The organism is Kitasatospora acidiphila, assembly GCF_006636205.1.
GTDB lineage: Bacteria > Actinomycetota > Actinomycetes > Streptomycetales > Streptomycetaceae > Kitasatospora > Kitasatospora acidiphila.
In genome coordinates this window covers 1,179,856-1,198,828 of sequence record NZ_VIGB01000003.1, presented here as the reverse complement: position 1 = coordinate 1,198,828, position 18,973 = coordinate 1,179,856, and the positions used below count along the sequence as shown (strand labels likewise).

The 18,973-nt window shown below is 66.8% G+C and carries 5 protein-coding genes; all 5 read left to right on the top strand.

All coding sequences use genetic code 11. The features are described from left to right. The first annotated feature begins 227 nt into the window (after nt 1-227). The 5 genes from E6W39_RS06175 (at nt 228) to E6W39_RS06155 (ending at nt 18,954) form a co-directional block, all read left to right on the top strand. Complete coding sequence (locus E6W39_RS06175; RefSeq protein WP_141632652.1) at nt 228-1,409, top strand: serine/threonine-protein kinase; 1,182 nt, start codon at nt 228-230, stop codon at nt 1,407-1,409. An 88-nt stretch (nt 1,410-1,497) separates the two neighbouring features. Then, on the top strand, nt 1,498-4,596 hold the full coding sequence (locus E6W39_RS06170; protein WP_228717994.1) for an SNF2-related protein: 3,099 nt from the start codon (nt 1,498-1,500) through the stop codon (nt 4,594-4,596). Then, the gene (locus E6W39_RS06165) at nt 4,593-9,911 is read left to right on the top strand and encodes a hypothetical protein (protein WP_141632651.1); all 5,319 of its coding nucleotides are present in this window, start codon (nt 4,593-4,595) and stop codon (nt 9,909-9,911) included. The genes E6W39_RS06170 and E6W39_RS06165 overlap by 4 nt, the downstream gene beginning before the upstream one ends. Beyond that, nucleotides 9,908-16,642 (top strand): DEAD/DEAH box helicase, encoded by a 6,735-nt coding sequence (locus E6W39_RS06160; RefSeq protein ID WP_141632650.1) that lies wholly within the window; start codon nt 9,908-9,910, stop codon nt 16,640-16,642. The genes E6W39_RS06165 and E6W39_RS06160 overlap by 4 nt, the downstream gene beginning before the upstream one ends. Then, nucleotides 16,639-18,954 (top strand): UvrD-helicase domain-containing protein, encoded by a 2,316-nt coding sequence (locus tag E6W39_RS06155; protein ID WP_141632649.1) that lies wholly within the window; start codon nt 16,639-16,641, stop codon nt 18,952-18,954. The genes E6W39_RS06160 and E6W39_RS06155 overlap by 4 nt, the downstream gene beginning before the upstream one ends. The last annotated feature ends 19 nt before the right edge of the window (nt 18,955-18,973 follow it).

The window sequence follows — 18,973 nt, the reverse complement described above, 5'->3', positions numbered from 1 at the left end:
TCGGGGTCGGTGATGGAATGGTTGCCTGACCGTGACCGGGAAGCGGGAGTACCGACGCGAGTCCCACTCGTCGCCGGCGGCCTCATCCAGCCTGAGGTGGGGCGACCATGTCGCTCAGTGTCCCGATCGGGACGAAAGCCCCTCAGGCTGATCATTCAGCCGACTAGAGTGGTCCGGGACAAGAGTGCCGATCGGATGGGCGCGGCTGGAAAGGTGAGTCGGTACGGATGAGTGGGGTGCCCACGCGGATTGGCCGGTACACGGTGGCGCGGGAGCTCGGCTCGGGCGGGATGGGCGAGGTCTACCTCGCCTACACGCCGGCGGGTGATCCGGTCGCTGTGAAGGTCATCCGCAGCGACAAGCTTGATCCACTGACGCGTGCGCGCTTCGAGAAGGAAGCGCTGATCGCCCGCACTGTGATCGGCACGAACCGCGTGGCCCGCTTCCTGGACGCCGACCCTTACGCGGACCGGCCGTGGTTGGCCATGGAGTACGTGGCCGGTCGCACGCTGCTGGCCTGTGTGGACAGCGACGGTGTGCTGCCGCTGCCACTGGTGGCCAGCCTAGGGGCGTTGCTCGCGGAGGGCTTGTCGGCAGTGCACGCCGCGGGGCTGCTTCATCGGGATCTCAAGCCGCAGAACGTCGTCATGGGCGACGACGGTCCGATGATCATCGACTTCGGACTGGGTGCGTTCATGGACGCCTCGCAGGAGACGCTGTCGCACAGCGGGATGATCATCGGCACTGTGCGGTGCATGCCGCCGGAGCAGGCCGGCGGTCATCCGCAGGTGTCGCCCGCGGCGGATGTGTATGCGCTGGGGACGGTTCTGCTGTACGCGGCGGCTCGCCACTATCCGTATGACGGATCACGTTGGGAGGCGATCGCGGCGCAGGTCACCAACCCCGAGATCGCTCCCGATCTCTCTGGTGTGCCCTCGCCGCTGGTTCCCCTGTTGGAGTCGATGCTCGCTCACGCGCCGGAGGAGCGGCTGGCTCTGGAAGCGGTCTCCGATGCGTGTGCGCAGGTCCTTACCGACTGCAGGATGACCCCTGCTGCGGCTCGGCTCGCGCTGATCGCCCACACCAGGGTGGGCCAAGCCCCGGCAGCCCCCAGCGAGCCACTGACGGTGTCGTTCGAGAAGCTCCTCCAGGAGCGGGCTGACCTCGTCGAGGACAACGGGCCGGCGAGCCCGCTCGACGACCCCGCACGTGCATCACAGTCCGGCATCGACGAAGCGGAGCCGGTGGCGGAACCGGAAGAGCCGCAGGTCCTCCTGCCCGGGCCGTCTGCGGATACCGGGCGGCGGAACGAGCAGCCGAAGGCCGGTCCGGCGAGGGGGCGGCCCCCGGCGTCGAAGCGGATCGCGGACGAGCTGCGTGTGTTGTATGCGGCCGATCCGGTTCTGTGACTCCTCCGCCGACACCACCGGCTGAGAGCTCTGTTCGAGTAGTGCGTAGGACGACGCAGTCCGTCGTTAAAAGACACGCAGGATGTGAGTGGCCGCCAAGGCCACTGGTGAGGGATCGGAGCGGACGTTGAGCGTCGAGGCGGAAGCCGTTGGCGGCCAGGGCGATGCGGTATGGGAGGCCTGGAAGCCGGAGGATGCTCCGGCTGTGCGGCCGACTACCGGCTCCGCAGGCTACGCTCCGGGGTCCCAGGTCCTGATCCGCGACGAGCTATGGCTCGTCCGGAAGTCCGAGGACGTCGGCAAGGACGGCTGGATGGTGGAGGTCACCGGGATCTCGTCCTTCGTGCGGGGAACAGACGCGGTCTTCTACAGTGTGCTTGACGCCATCCAGGTGCTGGACCCGCGGGAGACCCGGCTTGTCCCGGACGACTCACCGAATCACCGGCGGGGCCGCCTGTTCCTTGAAGCGGTGATGCGCAAGACGTTCCTGCCGCAGAGCGAGCACGGGCTGGCGCTGGCTGACCGGTTCCTCATGGACCATCAGGTCCACCAACTGCGGCCAGCCGAGTTGGCGCTGTCGTTGGAGAAGAACCCCCAACCGCGGATCCTGATTGCGGACGTGGTGGGCCTGGGCAAGACCCTGGAGATCGGGGTGCTGCTGGCCGAGCTGATCCGGCGGGGGCGCGGCGAGCGGATCCTGGTTGTGACCCCCCAGCACGTGCTGGAGCAGTTCCAGCGGGAGTTGTGGACCCGGTTCGCGATCCCGCTGGTCCGACTGGACTCCACCGGTATTCAGCGCATCCAACAGGACATTCCGGCCGGGCGGAACCCGTTCGCGTACTTCAAGCGGGCGATCATCTCCGTGGACACCCTCAAGAGCGACGTCTACGCACACCACCTGGAGCACACCAACTGGGACGCCGTCGTCATCGACGAGTCCCACAACCTGGTCAACCGGGGCACCAAGAACAACGAGCTCGCCCGACTGCTGGCAAGGAAGACCGACGCGCTGGTGCTGGCGTCCGCCACACCCCACAACGGTCGAACGGAGTCGTTCGCTGAGCTGGTCAAGATGCTGGACGAGGCGGCCATCGCCAACCCGTCGCAGTACGAGGTGAAGGACCTGGAGCACCTCTACATCCGGCGTACGAAGACCACGCCGGAGGTCCGTGACTCCTTGAAAGGTGCCTGGGCGGACCGTGGACCATCTCTGCCGATCCGCGTTCCGGCGAGGGAGAAGGAGCTCGCCGTCTTCCAGGAGCTCGCTACGCGTTGGATCCCGGCCGATCCGGACCAGCCGTCGGTCAGCCGGCACCAGCTGGTGCCCTACCAACTGCTGAAGTCCTTTCTGTCCTCGCACAAGGCGCTCCTGGAAACCGTCAAAACGCGGCTGACGACGTTGGACAAGCAGCCGGCTACAGAGCCCGCACGGCCCGGACAGCGAAAGGCACGCCCGCTCGACCCGGCGGTCCGAGAGGAAGCAAGGAAGATCGAGCGAGCGGCCCTCCTGGATCTCCGGGCCCTGGCCGAACAGATCCAGGACGAGGATTCGGCGAAGCTGACGGCCCTCCTGGAGGAGCTGCGTGCGATGGGCGTCGGCCCAGGCTCGGAGACCCGCGTGGTCGTGTTCTCCGAGCGCATCCCCACGCTGAAGTGGCTCGCGCAGGCCGTCCCGGCCGCGCTCGGCTTTCCACGCGGTGCCAGCCCCGACGACAACAAGCCCTGGCTGGACTTCGGCGGCGTGGTGCAGGTCATGCACGGGGAGGCCACCAGCGACGAGGAACAGCAGGCGCTCGTCGAGAAGTTCGGGCTGCGCGACGACCCGATCCGCATCCTGTTCACGGGCGATGTCGCCTCCGAGGGCGTCAACCTCCACCAGCAGTGTCACCGGCTGATCCACTTCGACCTGCCCTGGTCCCTGATCCGCATCGAGCAGCGCAACGGCCGTATCGACCGCTACGGCCAGAAGCACCAGCCCGAGTTCCGCGCGCTGATCCTTACCAGCGACGTCCCTTGGCGGACGGACGAGACCACGGGGGAGCCCCGCACGCTCGACGACCGTCTCGTGGGTGAGAAGCTGCTGAAGCGTGAGGAGGAAGCGCACAAGATCGAGGGCTCGGCGGAGGCTGTCACTGGTCTGTACCGGGCGAAGGAAGAGGAGAGTCGCCTCACCCAGGATCTCATCGCCGGCCGGACTGTCGAGGAGTCCATCAAGCAGTCTCAACAGGGCGGAGCCGCATTCCTATCCGGATTGCTCGGCCAGGTGGGCGCCGTCCCCGAGCACCCCGAGGTACGACGGGCTAACGTGCCGCAGCTCTTCGCCTCCACCGCCGACTACTTCGACGAGGCGTTGCGCCAGGTCTGCCGGCCCAATCCCGAGGACCAGCTCTCGCTGCGCCGCGACGACGACGGCACGATCGCCTTCGAACCCCCGCGTGACCTCCTGTACCGGCTGAAGGCACTGCCTAAGTCGTATCTCGACGAGCAGCGGATCATGCCCAGGAAGGGTGAACCGGGCCGGATTCGGATCACCTTCTCCAAGGACCTCGCGGACCGGCGGCTCAAGGCGGCTCGGGAGTCGTCCAAGTCGCAGTGGCCGAACGTCTCCTACGTCACCGACGTCCACCCGGTCCTGGACTGGCTGACCGACAAGGTGCTTGTCGAGGTCGGCCGCCATCAGGCGCCCGTGCTCGCTGCCTCCGTCAGCTCGCCGACCTTCCTGGTCCAGGGCATCTGCTCTAATGCCCTGGGGCGGCCCACCATCGTCGAGTGGATGGCCGTCCACGGCGAACCGGACGCCCTTCAGGTGACCTCGCTGACCCCGGAGGCCCTCGACGACTACGGCGTGGGTCCGACGATGCCCGGCCGTGCCGCACCGCGCGATCTCGACGGCCTGACAGAGCTCGTGCCCGCTGCAATCGACCGAGCAGAACAGCACCTGCAAGGCTTGAGGAAGCGGCACGAGGAGGAGATCGAGGCAATCTTGACCCCGTACCGCAAGCGCGTCGTGCACTGGCAACAGGAAGCCCTGTTCTCATCTGACGGAACGGGCAAGCGCGGAGTGGACCGCAGCGCCAGCACGCGGCTGACACTGCTCAAGTCCCTGCAGACGACGGGCAAGCCGATGCTGCGCCTGCTCGCTGTCCTGGAACCGCTCACCGCCGCTGAGGGAGGCAACAACCGATGAGCACCGACTTCGACTCCTTCAGTAACCGCGGCGAATACCTCGCCGCGCACTACTTCGCCGAGCAGCTCGGCACGGACCTGAAGAAGGGACTGTTCGCCACCTGGGCCATGCGCGAAGGCGACGAAAACGACCCGCGCAAGACCCCGCGCGAGCAGCTCCGCTCCCTGCGCGGCGCCTATCTCTCCGAGGACGTACGCGGGTACTTCGCCGATGCAGCCGAGCGCGATACCGGAGACGAGTTCCGCCCGAACACCCACAACAACACCGAGTGGCGCAAGCGCGTATCTGAGTGGCATCGAACGGTTCTGAGTGCCCTCGGCTACGAGGACACCCCGACCGAGGTCACCGTCCACCGCGCCGGACGCGAACACGCTCTGCCCGTTGCGTACCACGGCCACGGGATCATCGCCCTCGACTGCGGCTGGGCCGCCGACAACGACGCCGCCCTCGACGGCACCGGCCCCGGCCGACTGCTGCACACGCTGCGAGTGAGCGCGAGCGAGACCTACGAGACCGGCGCCGCCCTCGCTTCGTGGTTGTTCCAGAGCGAGCTCGGCGAGGCTGGCGGACCCCATCCCCGCTTCGTCCTGCTGTTGTGCGGTGGGGTACTCGTTCTTGCTGACCGCCAGTCCTGGAGCGAGGGCCGCTACCTCGCCGTCAACCTCGACGCGGCGCTGGAACGAAACGACCGCACCCAGCAGGGCGAACTCGCCACCATCGCCGCTCTGTTCAGTCTGGACATGCTCCGCCCGGGTGAGAACGACCAGAGCCGGGCCATCGATGCCCTGCTGAAGTCCTCCAGTGCCAACGCCGCCGGCGTCTCCGGTGAACTGCGCCATGGCCTCCAGCGCTCGGTGGAGATCATCGCCAACGAAGTCCTGGCACGGATGGCCGAACCGAAGAACGACGTCACCCCGGCCGACATCGAAAGCCCCAAGATCCCCTTCGCTCGGGAACTCACCCGCGAGTCCCTGCGCTACCTCTACCGCATTCTGTTCCTCCTCTACGCCGAGGCCCGCCCCGAACTCGGTATCCTTCCCGCCGACGACGGCAGCTACGAGGCTGGCTACTCCGTGGCCCGCCTGCGCGAGCTCGTCGAACGCGACGAAGAACTCGTCGAGGAAGAGGCCCGGAACGGCTTCCACCTCCACGAATCCCTGGACGTCCTCTTCAACAAGGTCAACTTCGGCCACCGTCCGTACGGAACCGAGACCGACGACGACCAGCCCGGCGATGACGAGAACACCCGCAAGGCCAAGGCCGAGCGCCGCAGCGAGGACCGCGGCCTGCGCTTCGAACCCCTGCGCAGCGAACTCTTCGAACCCGGCGCGGTGCGCCTGATCGGCCGGAACGTCGTCGACCCCCGCAGCGATGAGGACGATGCCCCGAGCTGGCTCGACCTGCGCCTGCGCAACGTCGCTCTGCATGAAGTGCTGCGCCTGCTCACGATGAAGAAAGGCAAGCGCGGCGAGCGAGGTGGCTTCATCTCGTACCGTAACCTCGGCATCAACCAACTCGGCGCCGTGTACGAGGGCCTGATGTCGTACACCGGCATCATCGCCGAGGAGGAGCTCTGCGAGGTCGCCAAGGGTGGCGACCCAGAGAAGGGCTCGTGGCTCATCCCCTCCCACAAGCAGGATCAGTACCCTGACAACACGCTCGTCCAGTACGACGAGGATGACGCCCGCAAGGGCCTGCGCGGCGTCAAGAAGTACGAGAAGGGCTCCTTCGTCTACCGCCTCGCCGGCCGCGACCGCGAGACCAGCGCCTCCTACTACACCCCCGAGTCGCTCACCCAGGTCACGGTCGAGCTCACCCTCAAGCACCGCCTCGACCAGGAACGCGACGCCGACGGCAACGTCATCAAGACCCGTGCGGCCGACCTGCTCAAGTACAAGATCTGCGAGCCCGCCCTCGGCTCGGGAGCCTTCCTCAACGAGGCGATCAACCAAGTCGCTGAGGAGTACCTGCGCCGCAGGCAGGACGAACTGGGCGTCACGATCCCGACCGCCGACACCCTTACTGAGAAGCAGAAGGCCAAGGCGTACATCGCCCTCCACAACGCGTATGGCGTCGACCTCAACGCCACCGGCGTCGAACTTGCCGAGGTGTCACTGTGGCTGAACACCATGCACCCCGGTATGCGAGCCCCCTGGTTCGGACTCCACTTGCGCCGGGGCAACAGCCTCATCGGCGCCCGCCGCGCCGTCTACGCGGCCGACGACGTTACCGGCAGGGAATGGCTCAAGGCCAAGGGCGCGCTGGCTCCCACTCCGCTGCCCTTCCTCAAGGAAAGCGAGTCCCAGCTGCTGCCCCAGGACTCGGTGCACCAGTTCCTGCTGCCGAGCCCCGGTTGGGCTGCCGTTGCGGGCTCGAAGGAGGCAAAGGAACTCGCGAAGGAAGGTGTCGAACAGCTCGCTGCCTGGAAGAAGGGCATCCTCCAACGCCCCAAGCGCAGTAAGGTCGGCAAGGCGAAGAAGGAGCCGGTCTCCCAGTTCACCCGCCTCCGGGACGCCGCCCGGCGGACTGAGTTCCTCTGGTCCCTCGTCGTCAAGCGCATGGAGCTCTCCGAGCGGGCGATCGCTCGGCGGATAGACGTCTGGGGCGCCGATCCGGCCGATCCCGAGTACGCCTTCCTGCGCCACCCGGATCAGGCGGTGACCAAGGAGCAGGTCCTCGAAGACCTGTTTAATGCTGCGGACACCCCGTACTGGCGCCTGAAGAAGATCATGGACGCCTGGTGTGCGCTGTGGTTCTGGCCCGTCGATAAGGCCGGGCTGCTCGACGGCACGGCCAGTGATTACGTGACGTGCCATCAGGTGACGGGAGTGGACAGCCTTAGCCGCTTGCTCGACGGCGTGCCGCTGGCGACGGAGCCACCCGCCTCCCTCGCCGAACCGGAACCGTTGGCTGCCCCCATGCTCCGGCCCATGCCGCGATTCGTCGAAGCGCCAGCCCTGTTTGCACTCGGCCCGGAGCAGACCAGCTTCGGGGACCTTGAACTGAGCGCGGACGACGCCAATGTGGAGATCAAGCAGATTACGTCGCGAGGCAGGGCGCAGGTGACAGCGCCGAAGCCGAAGACCCCGGAACGCCGACCGACCGTCCCGCTCAACGACCTCGACGATTGGCTGGAGTTCCTGGAGGCCATGCTCGGCACGGCCGACGTGCCCGAAGGCACCCTCATCGACAGCTTCAAGGACCTCGACGCACTTAAGACCTTCGAGGAGACACTGCCCGGCTTTATGGGCATGGACGCTGGCAACCCGGAGGACCGCTTTCCATGGCTGCGGGAAGTGCATGATATCGCGGAGGATCAGGGATTTCTTCACTGGGAGTTGGAGTTCGCTCTCGTATTCGCTGGCGGCGGCGGGTTCGACCTCCAAGTGGGGAATCCGCCGTGGGTGCGACCCCGCTGGAATGATTCGGCTGTGCTCGCGGAGCATGAGCCATGGTTCGAGCTGGAGGACAAGGCGCCAGCGATTGAGAAGGACCGTCGGCGTCGAAAGCTGCTGGCATCCGAGGTCGCAAATCGATATGTACGCGGCGAGCTGACGAGCACTACCGCCCAAGTCGCCGTGTTCGGATCAGCGCAGATGTACCCACTGTTGACAGGTACTCAGCCTGACCTGTACCGCGCATTCATGTCGCAGGTTTGGGAGCATACATCGGCCGCCGGTACGGCGGGGATGATTCACCCTGACACCCATTTCACAGGTGACACGGAAGGTCGACTTCGCGCGGAAGCCTATTCGCGCCTAAAGGTCCATGGCGACTTTGCGAATGTTGCTAATCGCTTCTTCCCTCCCCCCGTTAGTCGAGCAAAGCATTTCGGTGTCCATATCTATGGGAAATGCGGCGAAATCTCTTTCGATCACCTTTCTTGGCTTTTCTCCGTCGAAGTCCTGCGTCGTTCCCCGAGTGATGACGGGAGCCAGTCGGACCCAGGAGTGAAGTATGGCGACTCCTGGGATGAGAGGCCGCACAGGAAGCGAGTCATTCGTGTCACCGAAGAAATTCTCGCTCGATGGCAGAAGTTGACCGGTGACTTTGAAATGCCTGTCGAGCAGGCGCGTCTGCTCTCACCTGTCAGTACGGCGGAAGCTGACGCCATGGAGGCGCTCGCCGAATATCCAATTCGCCTCGGGCAGCGCACTGATCAATTTTCTCGCGGATTCCGTGAGACCGAGGCAAAATTGGCCGGGATTATCGGCCATAACCCCAAGGGTGAGGATTGCAAGCCCCGGAGGTGGGGTGATGTGATTCTTTCGGGTCCCCAGATTGGTGTTTCGAATCCGATGTTTAAGCAGCCCAGTCAGGGGGCTGGCGAGGTGCTTGGATTGAATCTTGCAACCCTTGCAGTGGATGCCATCCCTGAAACCTCGTTTCTGTATTCAGCTGACAGCGATAGGGTCGCGGATGTTATCGACCGCTGGGTCGCCCCCGGCTTCGATGATTCCCGAGGGAAGCCATTCACTGAATTCTATAGGATTGCCTGGCGTGAATTCATTGCGCTTGATACTGAGCGTGCACTGTATTCCGCCCTGCTTCCCCCTGGACCCGCGCATGTCAATTCCATCTTCAGCTCTCCCATGCGGGGCGCCCTCGATGTGGCGCTGACGGTCGGTTTCTGGAGTGCACTGCCTACGGACTACTTGTTGCGTATCACGGGAACCAGGCATTTGCAGCCGGGTGCAGTAAAGCGCATCCCGGTACCTGTTCCCGAACATCCGCTTGCCTCGGCGTTGCTACTCCGGGCGCTCCGTCTTAACTGCTTGACGCAGGCGTACGCTGATCTCTGGATGGAACTCTTTGATCCCGCTTGGTTGACACACGAAACGTGGGCGTGCGGCTGGCCGGAACTGCAGCCGCTCCATGCGGTGGCTCCTATCTGGACGAGTGCTACTCCGTTGCGAAGTGAACGCTCACGACGAGCTGCCCTTGTTGAGCTGGACGCTTTGGTTGCTGTATGGCTCGGAGTTTCTGCAGATGCGCTAATTGCAATGTATAAGGCGCGCTTCCCTGTGCTGCAAGATTTCGAATCAGTCATGTGGTTCGATGGTAACGAACGGAAGATCGCCGGAAACCGTTACACGTTTGGCCATGGTCAAAGTAAGGAGCATTACGAGCAGCTCCAAGCTCACCTAGCCACTCCCTCCGTAGTGCCTCCACCCGCGGGCTATGTGCCACCGTTCCACAAGGTCGACCGCGAGGCGGAGATGCGCGAAGCTCACGCTTACTTCCAGAAGCGGCTCGATGAGGCTGTCGCCCGTGGCGAGTGGGACCCAGTGAAGCAGGAGGTGCCGAAGCCGTGAGGCCGACGCTTCAAGCGCGCGGGCTCAAGGAGAGCCTGCTGCAGTATCTGTCGACGACGTACGCACTCACCGACGAGGGCGCACGCGAGGCGTTGCACCGGTTCCTCGGGGACGAGACGTCGGGGATGTTCCGTGGTCCGTACCTGCGGATCCGGACGCCGTTCACCGTGGCCGGCGAGGAGTGGCGCAAGCACCTGGGGTGGCAGCGCGAGGGCTTCAGGCCGTATGCACACCAGGCGGTCGCGTTCGCGCGGTTGAGCTCGGCGCACGGCCACACTCCACAGCCGACGTTGGTCACCACGGGTACTGGGTCCGGTAAGACGGAGTCATTCCTGTACCCCGTGCTGGACCACTGCCGGCGCGAGCGGGCAGCAGGCAAGACCGGGGTGAAGGCGGTTTTCCTGTACCCGATGAATGCCCTGGCGACCGATCAGGCGCAGCGCATCAACGAGTTGCTCACGCAGAACGCCGAGTTGGAGAGGCTGTCGGCGGGCCTGTACATCGGTGAGCGCGCGGCGACGCAGTACGAGAAGGTGCGGACCCGGCGGTCGGACATGCAGCTGTCCCCGCCGGACATTCTGATCACCAACTACAAGATGCTGGACCTCCTCCTCCAGCGCGCGGACGATGCCGCCCTGTGGCGGGAGTCGGACATCCGCTACGTCGTCGTCGACGAGTTCCACACGTACGACGGCGCCCAAGGCACGGACGTCGGGATTCTGCTGCGTCGGCTCGCCGCCGCCGTGGGCGCGACCGAGGACGGCCGTCCGCTCGGAAAGATCTGTCCGGTGGCGACGTCGGCGACACTCGCTTCAGGCACGGGCGAGGACGGCACGGCACAGCTGTTGGAGGTGGCCTCCCACGTCTTCGGCACGGAGTTCACGAAGGACTCCATCGTGGGGGAGAACCGGCTCACGGTCGAGGAGTTCATCCCCCTCGGCAAAGTGACCATGCAGCCGATGCCGACCCCCGACGAGCTGCTGGCACTGCCTGATCCGGCCACCGGCGACGAGGCGCTGCTGGATCTGATCGAGAAGGTGACGGACGTCCGGGATCTCGACCCGTTCGCGCTCGGCGGGAACCTCAGGCGGCATCTGTTCACCCGTGCGGTGATGCAGGCCCTCGGCGGCGGGGTGAAGACCAGCGCCGAGGTGCTGGACGTGATGTGGCGGGCCGGCGCAGCCGGTTGGTCCGAGGCCGTGGCGCGGCAGCCCGAGAAGGCGGCCGAGGCGCTCGCGCGGTTCGTCGCGCTGCTCTCGTACGCTCGGGATCCGGAATCCTCCCCGGCGGAGCCCCGGCCCTTCGTCCATGTTGAGGTTCATCAGTGGGCGCGTTCGGTGTCGCGGCTGCTGCGTGGGGTGCTGCCGTGGCCGAAGGCGGAGTTCCGCTGGGACGCGGCCGGCATGGCCGACGCGAGCGCGGCCGACGGTGGGCGTACAGCGCCGGTGACGACCGCGACCTCGGGGCAGAGCGCGAACCTGTTCCTGCCGGCGATCTACTGCCGTGACTGCGGGCGGTCGGGCTGGGCGGTGTTCTCTCCTGAGAGCGACGACCACGACGTTCAGTTCGACACGTACAAGATCAGGCGGGCGTCACTTGGCCAGGACAAGGCGCGGGTGCGGAACCTGATCACCGCGACGGAGCAGCAAGCCCGGGAGGGTTCGGGTGCCGCGCCGCTCACGGCGGCCAGCGGCAAGGCGGGCTCGGCCGCGTCCCAAGGCGCCGGCGGCGTGCTGATGGTGCTGGACGGCACCCGCAAGCGGCTGCGACTGCCCGATCCGCTGAACGACTACGACCGGGAGACCAAGGAGCCCCGGCTGACGGCCCGTGACTCGGCGTTCGTCCTCGTGAACTTCGGGGAGACGGCGAACACCGCAGCCAAGGAGGACTGGTGCCCGGCGTGCGGTGAGCGCAACGCGATCCGCTACCTCGGTACGGGTGCTGCCGCGATGGCCGCGGCGTCGATCACGCAGCTGTTCACGGGCGGAGAGCTCGACGAGGAGCTGCACGAGGACAAGACGCTGATGTTCAACGACTCGGTGCAGGATGCCGCGCACCGGGCCGGGTTCGTCGCCAACCGCTCGTACACCTTCTCGCTCCGTGCGCTCCTCGCCGACCACTTGCGGCACGACGAGCCGACCGCACTGAACGATCTGATCGCCAACGTCGTCACCGCCACGACGGACAAGGACACCCTCTCAGCGGTGGTGCCGCCGGACCTGCACGGCTTCAAAGGCGTGGACCGGCTCCTGTCCGGCCAGGGCCGCGGTGGAGACCTGAAGACGTGGCGGCTGATCGGGCAGCGACTGGCGTTCGAGGCGCTGATGGAGTTCGGCTTCAGGTCCCGCAACGGCCGTACGTTGGAGCTGACCCGCACGGCTGCCGCTCAGGTGCGCATCGACGACCCGGCGGCCGTGATCGCGCTGGTCAAGCGACTGCACGAGGAGTGCGTGCGGGACGGGCTGCCGCTGGTGGTGCAGGACGATGTCCGGTACCTGGCGTTCGTGCGGATCTTCCTGGAGCGGCTGCGCACGCGCGGTGCGGTCGCGCACCAGTGGCTGGACAAGTACATCGACGAGGCAGGCACCAGCCGGTACTTCGTCTGGGGCAAGCGGGCTCCGGGCATGCGGGCGTTCCCGAGGGGGATCGCCGCCCCCGTCTTCCTGCTCGGACAGGCCAAGAACGGCAGCGAGTTCGACTTCGCTACCGGCCGACTGTCCTGGTACGAGCGGTGGGTGCGCCGGTGCCTCGGACTGCCACGCGAGCTGGCGCCCGAGCTGTGGAGCCGGCTACTGCCCGAACTAGCCTCGATGGGGCTGCTATCGGTGCGCACCCCGAACGACACCTCGGTGCGGGTGTACGGACTCAAGCCCGGCAACATCGAGGCCAGGCTGCTGGACGACGACCAGGTGCGGGTCTCGTACGTGCGGTGTCCGGTGTGTTTCTGGGAGCAGACGGTCCACCCGTCGCTGCTTGACCAGTGGCACGATCAGCCGTGTCCCTCCTACCGCTGCCGAAAGGGCCACCTGGTGGCCGGCGACCGGCCCGAGGGCCTGGGGATACACCACCGTGACCGCGACTACCGGCAGGACTACTACCGGCGGCTGTACCTCGGCGCGGGCACCTACCAGGTGGTCACTGCCGAGCACACCGGCATGCTGACGCGCCATCAGCGGGAGCGGGTGGAGGAAGCTTTCAAGCGCGGTGGCGGGTTCAAGGACCCCAACGTGCTGTCCTGCACGCCGACGCTCGAGATGGGTATCGACATCGGCGACCTGTCCGCCGTCGTGCTTGCCGCACTGCCGCGCCGTCCTGCCTCGTATGCGCAGCAGGTCGGCCGCGCCGGCCGCCGCACCGGCAACGCGTTCCTGCTGACTATCCCGGACCGGCGGCGCCGCGACCTGTACTTCCTTGAGCGGCCGAAGGACCTGATCGCCGGCACGATCGTGCCGCCCGGGTGCTACCTGTCGGCCGTCGAGATCCTGCGGCGCCAGTACTTGGCGCACCTGCTGGACCTTGCCGCAGCAGGCCGTCTCGTCCGGGCGGATGGCATCGTGCTGCGCGCGCTGCCGCACAAGGCGCCACGCCTGTTCGGCCCGTCCGGCTATCTGGCCGACCTCGTAGAGCTGGCCCTCGACCAGGGCGAGGAACTGGCCAAGGGGTTCCTGCGGCTCTTCCCGACCGGTGTCAGCGAGCAGACCCAGGAGGACCTGAAGGCATACGCGAGCCACGGCCTGCGCAGCGCCGTGGAGAAGGCGGAGCACGAGTGGCGCCGCGCCGAGGAAGCCCTGCGGGGGCGCCTGCGCGAGATCGACGAAGCCCACGGCGAGCTGCACGACAGCGATCCCGACCAGGCTCGCCAGAAGGCCGAGTTGGACGCCGAGCGCCGCGGAGTGGGCCGGCAGCTGCTCCACCTGGGCGACACCTCGGCACAGAGCGCCCTGTGCGACCTGGGACTACTACCCAACTACGCCCTGATCGACTCCTCGACCACGCTGTCGGCGACCCTGTACGGAGAGGACGGTATCGACCCGAAGACGGGCAAGACCGTCTTCACGTCCGAGACCCTCTCCTACGAGCGGCCACGCCGCTACGCGATCCAGGAACTGGCGCCGGGCAACACCTTCTACGTCAACGGCTACCGCCATGAGGTCACGGGGCTGGAACTGTCCACGGGTGGACGCCAGGAGTGGCACACCTGGCGGGTGTGCCCGGGCTGCGGGTACGTGCGCACCGAGGACGCTACCAACGACCGTTCGTCGTGCCCCCGGTGCAAGACGAGCCAGATTGCCGACGACGGCTCCTGCCTGTTCCAGGTGGTCGAACCGGCCACCGTGACGTCGCGGGACAAGCGCGAGGACGCCCGGATCCGCGACGACAAGGACGACCGCGAGCGCCGCTCGTACACCGTCGTTGACGCGGTGGACATCCCTGTCGAGAGCATCGCACCGGGATCCTGGCGGCACGACCGCGAGACCTTCGGCGTGGACTTTTGCCGCACGGCCGTGATCCGCCGGATCAACGTCGGGCCGGTCCGCTACGACGCTCCCGCCCGTGACGACTTCGCCGGCCATCTGGTCCGGTTGAACCCGTTCCATGTGTGCACGGCCTGCGGAGCCGCGACCGCAGACGGGCGACCCGTTTTCGACCACGACACCGATGCCCTGGAATCGGCTGCGGCCCGCTCCCCGGAGCTCAAGCACCACCGCCCGTGGTGCCCGCTGCGCCGCGGCAAGAAGGAGGGCGTCACGCAGGAGCGGGTGCTGCTCGCCCACCAGTTGCAGACCGAGGCGCTCCGGATCCTCATCCCGGCCGCGACGGCGGATGTGGACGCACGGGTGCACTCTTTCCGGGCCGCTCTGCGGCTGGGTGTGGACCTGCACTTCGGCGGCGACCCGCAGCACCTGGACACCACGGTGGCCTCCATGCCGGACAACGGCAGCGGCGAGCGCCGTTGGTTCCTGGTGCTGTTCGATTCGCTCCCCGGAGGTACCGGCTACCTGGACCGGCTCACCGACCGCCAAGCGTTCCGGGACACCCTCCTTCGGGCGTACGAACAGCTGGAGGCGTGTCCCTGCGCTGAGGAGCAGCGGCGAGCCTGCCACCGTTGCCTGCACCGCTACACCCCCGAGCAGTTCCAGGACGTCGTCTCCCGGCAGGCCGCGCTCAGCATGCTGAAGTCGCTGCTCTTCAAGGAGGACGGTGAGGACGGCTGGGACATCAGCGACGTGGAGCACACTGGCCTGGTCGGGCTGGACGCCCAGGTCGAATCCGACCTTGAGGCCCGCTTCCTGACTGCCCTTCGGGGCTGGGTGAAGGACACTGGCGACGCGTCGCTGGACGAGGACGGCCATGCCAGCGGGCACCTGCGGTTCACCGACGGCTCGGACGTGATGCACTGGCGGCTCACCGCTCAGCGCCGACTGGGGGGCACCCGCACGGACTTCACCTTCAGTCGCGTCGGTGGTCCGGCGCAGAACGTGCACGTCTACACGGAGGGCTTCCGCTTCCACGCCAGCGGCGAGCACAACCTCATCGCCAAGAACGCGGCCCAGCGCACTCGGCTCCGCGCCGACGGCAAGATCGTCTTCCAGGTCACCTGGGCCGACGTCGAGTTGTTCGAGCAGCGTCAGGGGCGCGCCCGGCCTGTCTGGCCGCCTTACCGCGGCACTGCCCAGGAGCAGGCCAGGGCTGCCTACGAGCAGTATGGGGGCCACCGGGCGCACTTTGGCGAAGCCGTCTTCGTGAACCCGATCGACACCCTCATCGCGTACCTCCGGGATCCAGATGCCACCCGGTGGGCGCGCAGAGCCCGTGCCCTGGTCACTGGTCTCACCGCTGTCCCTGCCACGACCGCCGTGGTCGCGACTGGAAGACGGAGCGAGCTCGTAGCCGCGCTCCGTGAGCAGCTCGCTTCCCTCGGAGCCGGCCGGGGGCAGGACAAGCCGATCACAGCCGATGCCGGTGGCATCGGCCCCGTCCACGTCTTCAGCACCCAGGACGAGCACGGTCTGCCGATCGTGTTTGCCCTGGACGCCGCCAACCCCGACGAACTGCGGTGGACCGCCCTGGCAGTCCTTGACGACAGCGACGCCGTCCTGGACACCGACGAGCACAAGCTGCGGTGGCGGTCCTGGCTGTACTGGACCAACATCACCCAGTTCCTGTCCCTCGCCGGCGGTGACGGCGTCCAGCTCGCGGCCAGCAGCGCCGAAGACTTCGAGGTCGAGGTCCTCGCCGTGTGCGGCGGTCTGGGCGAACTCGACTCGCTCACTGCGGCACTCGCCCCCGCATCGGCTCCCGTGCCCGAGTCCGCCCGACCGAGTGCCGCCTCGACCCCGAGTACGGACTCGCCGCTGGAGGCCAGCCTCAGGAAGATCATCCGAGACGCTGCCTGGGACGAGGACATCTTGGAGATCCTCCGCGAGGACGCTGAGGAAGCACCAGATCTGCTCCGCCTCGCCGAGACGCTCGCCGAACGCGGCAAGCGGGCTCCGGTCTTCGGATACGAACTCGGGCTGAGTCTCTGGCCTGCCGACTTCGCCTGGCAGACTCCGGACGTCAAGATCGTCGTCGTTGCCGCCCACCACGGCGACAACGACATCGAGGCCCAGCGACGCGACGCGGCCTACGCCCAGGATGGCTGGACGGTCCGGACCGCCGCCGCGTGGCTCGACCACCTCGACGACCTGCTCGACCAGCTCCCCGACACGGAAGGCACCACCCGATGACCGCCCGGCTCAGCCTGTACCGCAAGGCCGAACAGGAGCTGTACAAGCTCGACCGCTCGGTCAAGGCCCAGTTCTACGACTTCTGCCACGTCTTCCGGAACAAGCCGGACCAGCCCGGCCTCAAGAAGAAGAAGCTCAAGGGCGATTCCCGTATCTGGTCCGCACGGGTCAACGACTCCTACCGCGCCCTGCTGACACCGACCGGGGTCGACGCCGACGGTACCGAGAGCTGGCTGGTCATCGCCGTCCGGCATCGCAAGGACGTCTACGAAGAACTCCAGGTCGCCGTCAACCGCGTCACCGGCGAGATCGAGTTCGTCGACCTCGCTGTCGTTGGTGACAGTGCTCTCCGCCGCGCCGGCATCACCCTCACGCCGGCCGAGCCGGACCAGGCCGTAACCCGCACCGAAGCCGAGCCGGAGCCGCAGGGACCTCTCCCGGTCCAGGCAGCGCTCTTGGCCGCGTACAGCGCTGATCAGCTGCGCGAGTTGGGCGTTGCCGACCAGCTGGTCGAACTGGCCCTCGCCGTCACCGACAGTGCAGAGCTGGACCAGCTCCTTGAGGGTGCCCCTCTGCTGTCCAAGGACGTCCTCTACGGTCTCGCCGCCGGCATGTCCATCGATGAGGTCCGCCAGGAGATCACCCAGCCCGTCGAGCTCGGCCAAGAACCCGATCTCGGCGACTTCGCCGCGGCCTTGATCCGTACTAAGGTCACTGCCGTCGATGACGACGTTCAGGCTGCCATCGACCAAGGCGACTTCCGCGCCTGGAAGGTGTTCCTCCACCCCACCCAGGAACGGATCGTCCGCCGCCACAACAACGGTCCTGCCCGGGTCTCAGGCGGTCCCGGCACCGGCAAGACCATCGTCGCCCTGCACCGGGTCAAGTACCTCGCCGAGCAGCTGCCGCCCGGCAACAACAAGGCGATCCTGCTGACCACGTTCACCAAGAACCTCACCACTGACCTGCGTCTGCGCTTGGCCTCCCTGGTCGAACCCGAGCTTCTCGCTCGCGTCGAAATCGCTCACATCGACCAGCTCGCCGCCAGGGTGATGGGCGAGAACACCGCCCCCGGTCGTGGCCGCCAGCGTGTCTACGACCACGTGGCACTGAACGAGATGCGGCAGCTCCTCGCCGAACTCGGCGACCACCGCTGGGAGCCCGAGTTCCTCATCGAGGAGTGGGAGCAGGTCATCCTCGGGCAGTCCGTTCCCACCCGCTCCGCCTACTTCCAGGCTCGCAGGGCGGGCCGGGGTCGCTCGCTCACCCGGCCGGAGCGCAACCACATCTGGAAGCTCCTCGAGCAGTTCACCGCCCGACTCGACAAGCTCGGTGTGGAAACCTGGGGACAGGTCTCCGAGCGTGCAGCCCGGTTCGAGATGGAACGCGCAGCGAAGATCAAGGCCCGGAGCGAGTACAAGGAGGAAGTCGGCGGCAAGGACCTCATCCACCGCGACAACAGCTCCGGCATGCGCTACATCAACTACCGCTACCGGCACATCATCGTCGACGAGGCCCAGGACCTCAGCCCTGCGCATTGGAAGATGCTCCGGGCCATGGTCGACCCGAAGCTTCCCAACGACATGTTCATCGCGGGGGACACCCACCAGCGCATCTACGATCACCAGGTCGCCCTCAGCGCCCTCGGCATCCACATCCGGGGCCGGTCTTCCCGCTTGACCCTCAGCTACCGCACCACTAAGGAGATCCTCACCGAGGCCCTCCGTGTGGTCGACCCCAGCGCGCCCGGTCAGAAGGTCAGCTACGACGACCTGGACGACGGCGCCGACAACCTCGCCGGCTACCGCTCCGTCCTCCATGGTCCTGCTCCCACCTTCACGCCCTATATCAGCTGGGACGACGAACTCGCCGGCCTCGCTGCCACCCTGACTGCATGGCGTGCGGAGCTCTCCACGGACGAGAACGGATCGCCTAGGGATCCGAGCGGTCACATCGCCGTCTGCGTCGCCGACCGTGACCTGGTCAACCAGGCCATGTACTACCTGGAGACCAAGGCCGGCATCACGTGCGCTGAGCTCACGAAGGAAGGCCCCAAGGGCGATGGCGAGGTCCACGTCGGCACTATGCACCGCTTCAAGGGCCTTGAGTACCAGCGTCTCGCTATCGTGGCCGCCAGCGATGGCATCATTCCCCGCACCCACGTCATCGACCGGTACCGCACCGAAGACCCGCCGCGCTATGAGCGCGAGCAGCGAAAGGCCCGGTCCCTGCTATTCGTGGCCACCACCCGGGCCCGCGATGCACTGAACATCAGCTGGCACGGCAAGCCCAGCCCCTATCTGCCGGTCTGACACCGTGGTCGGCCTCCTC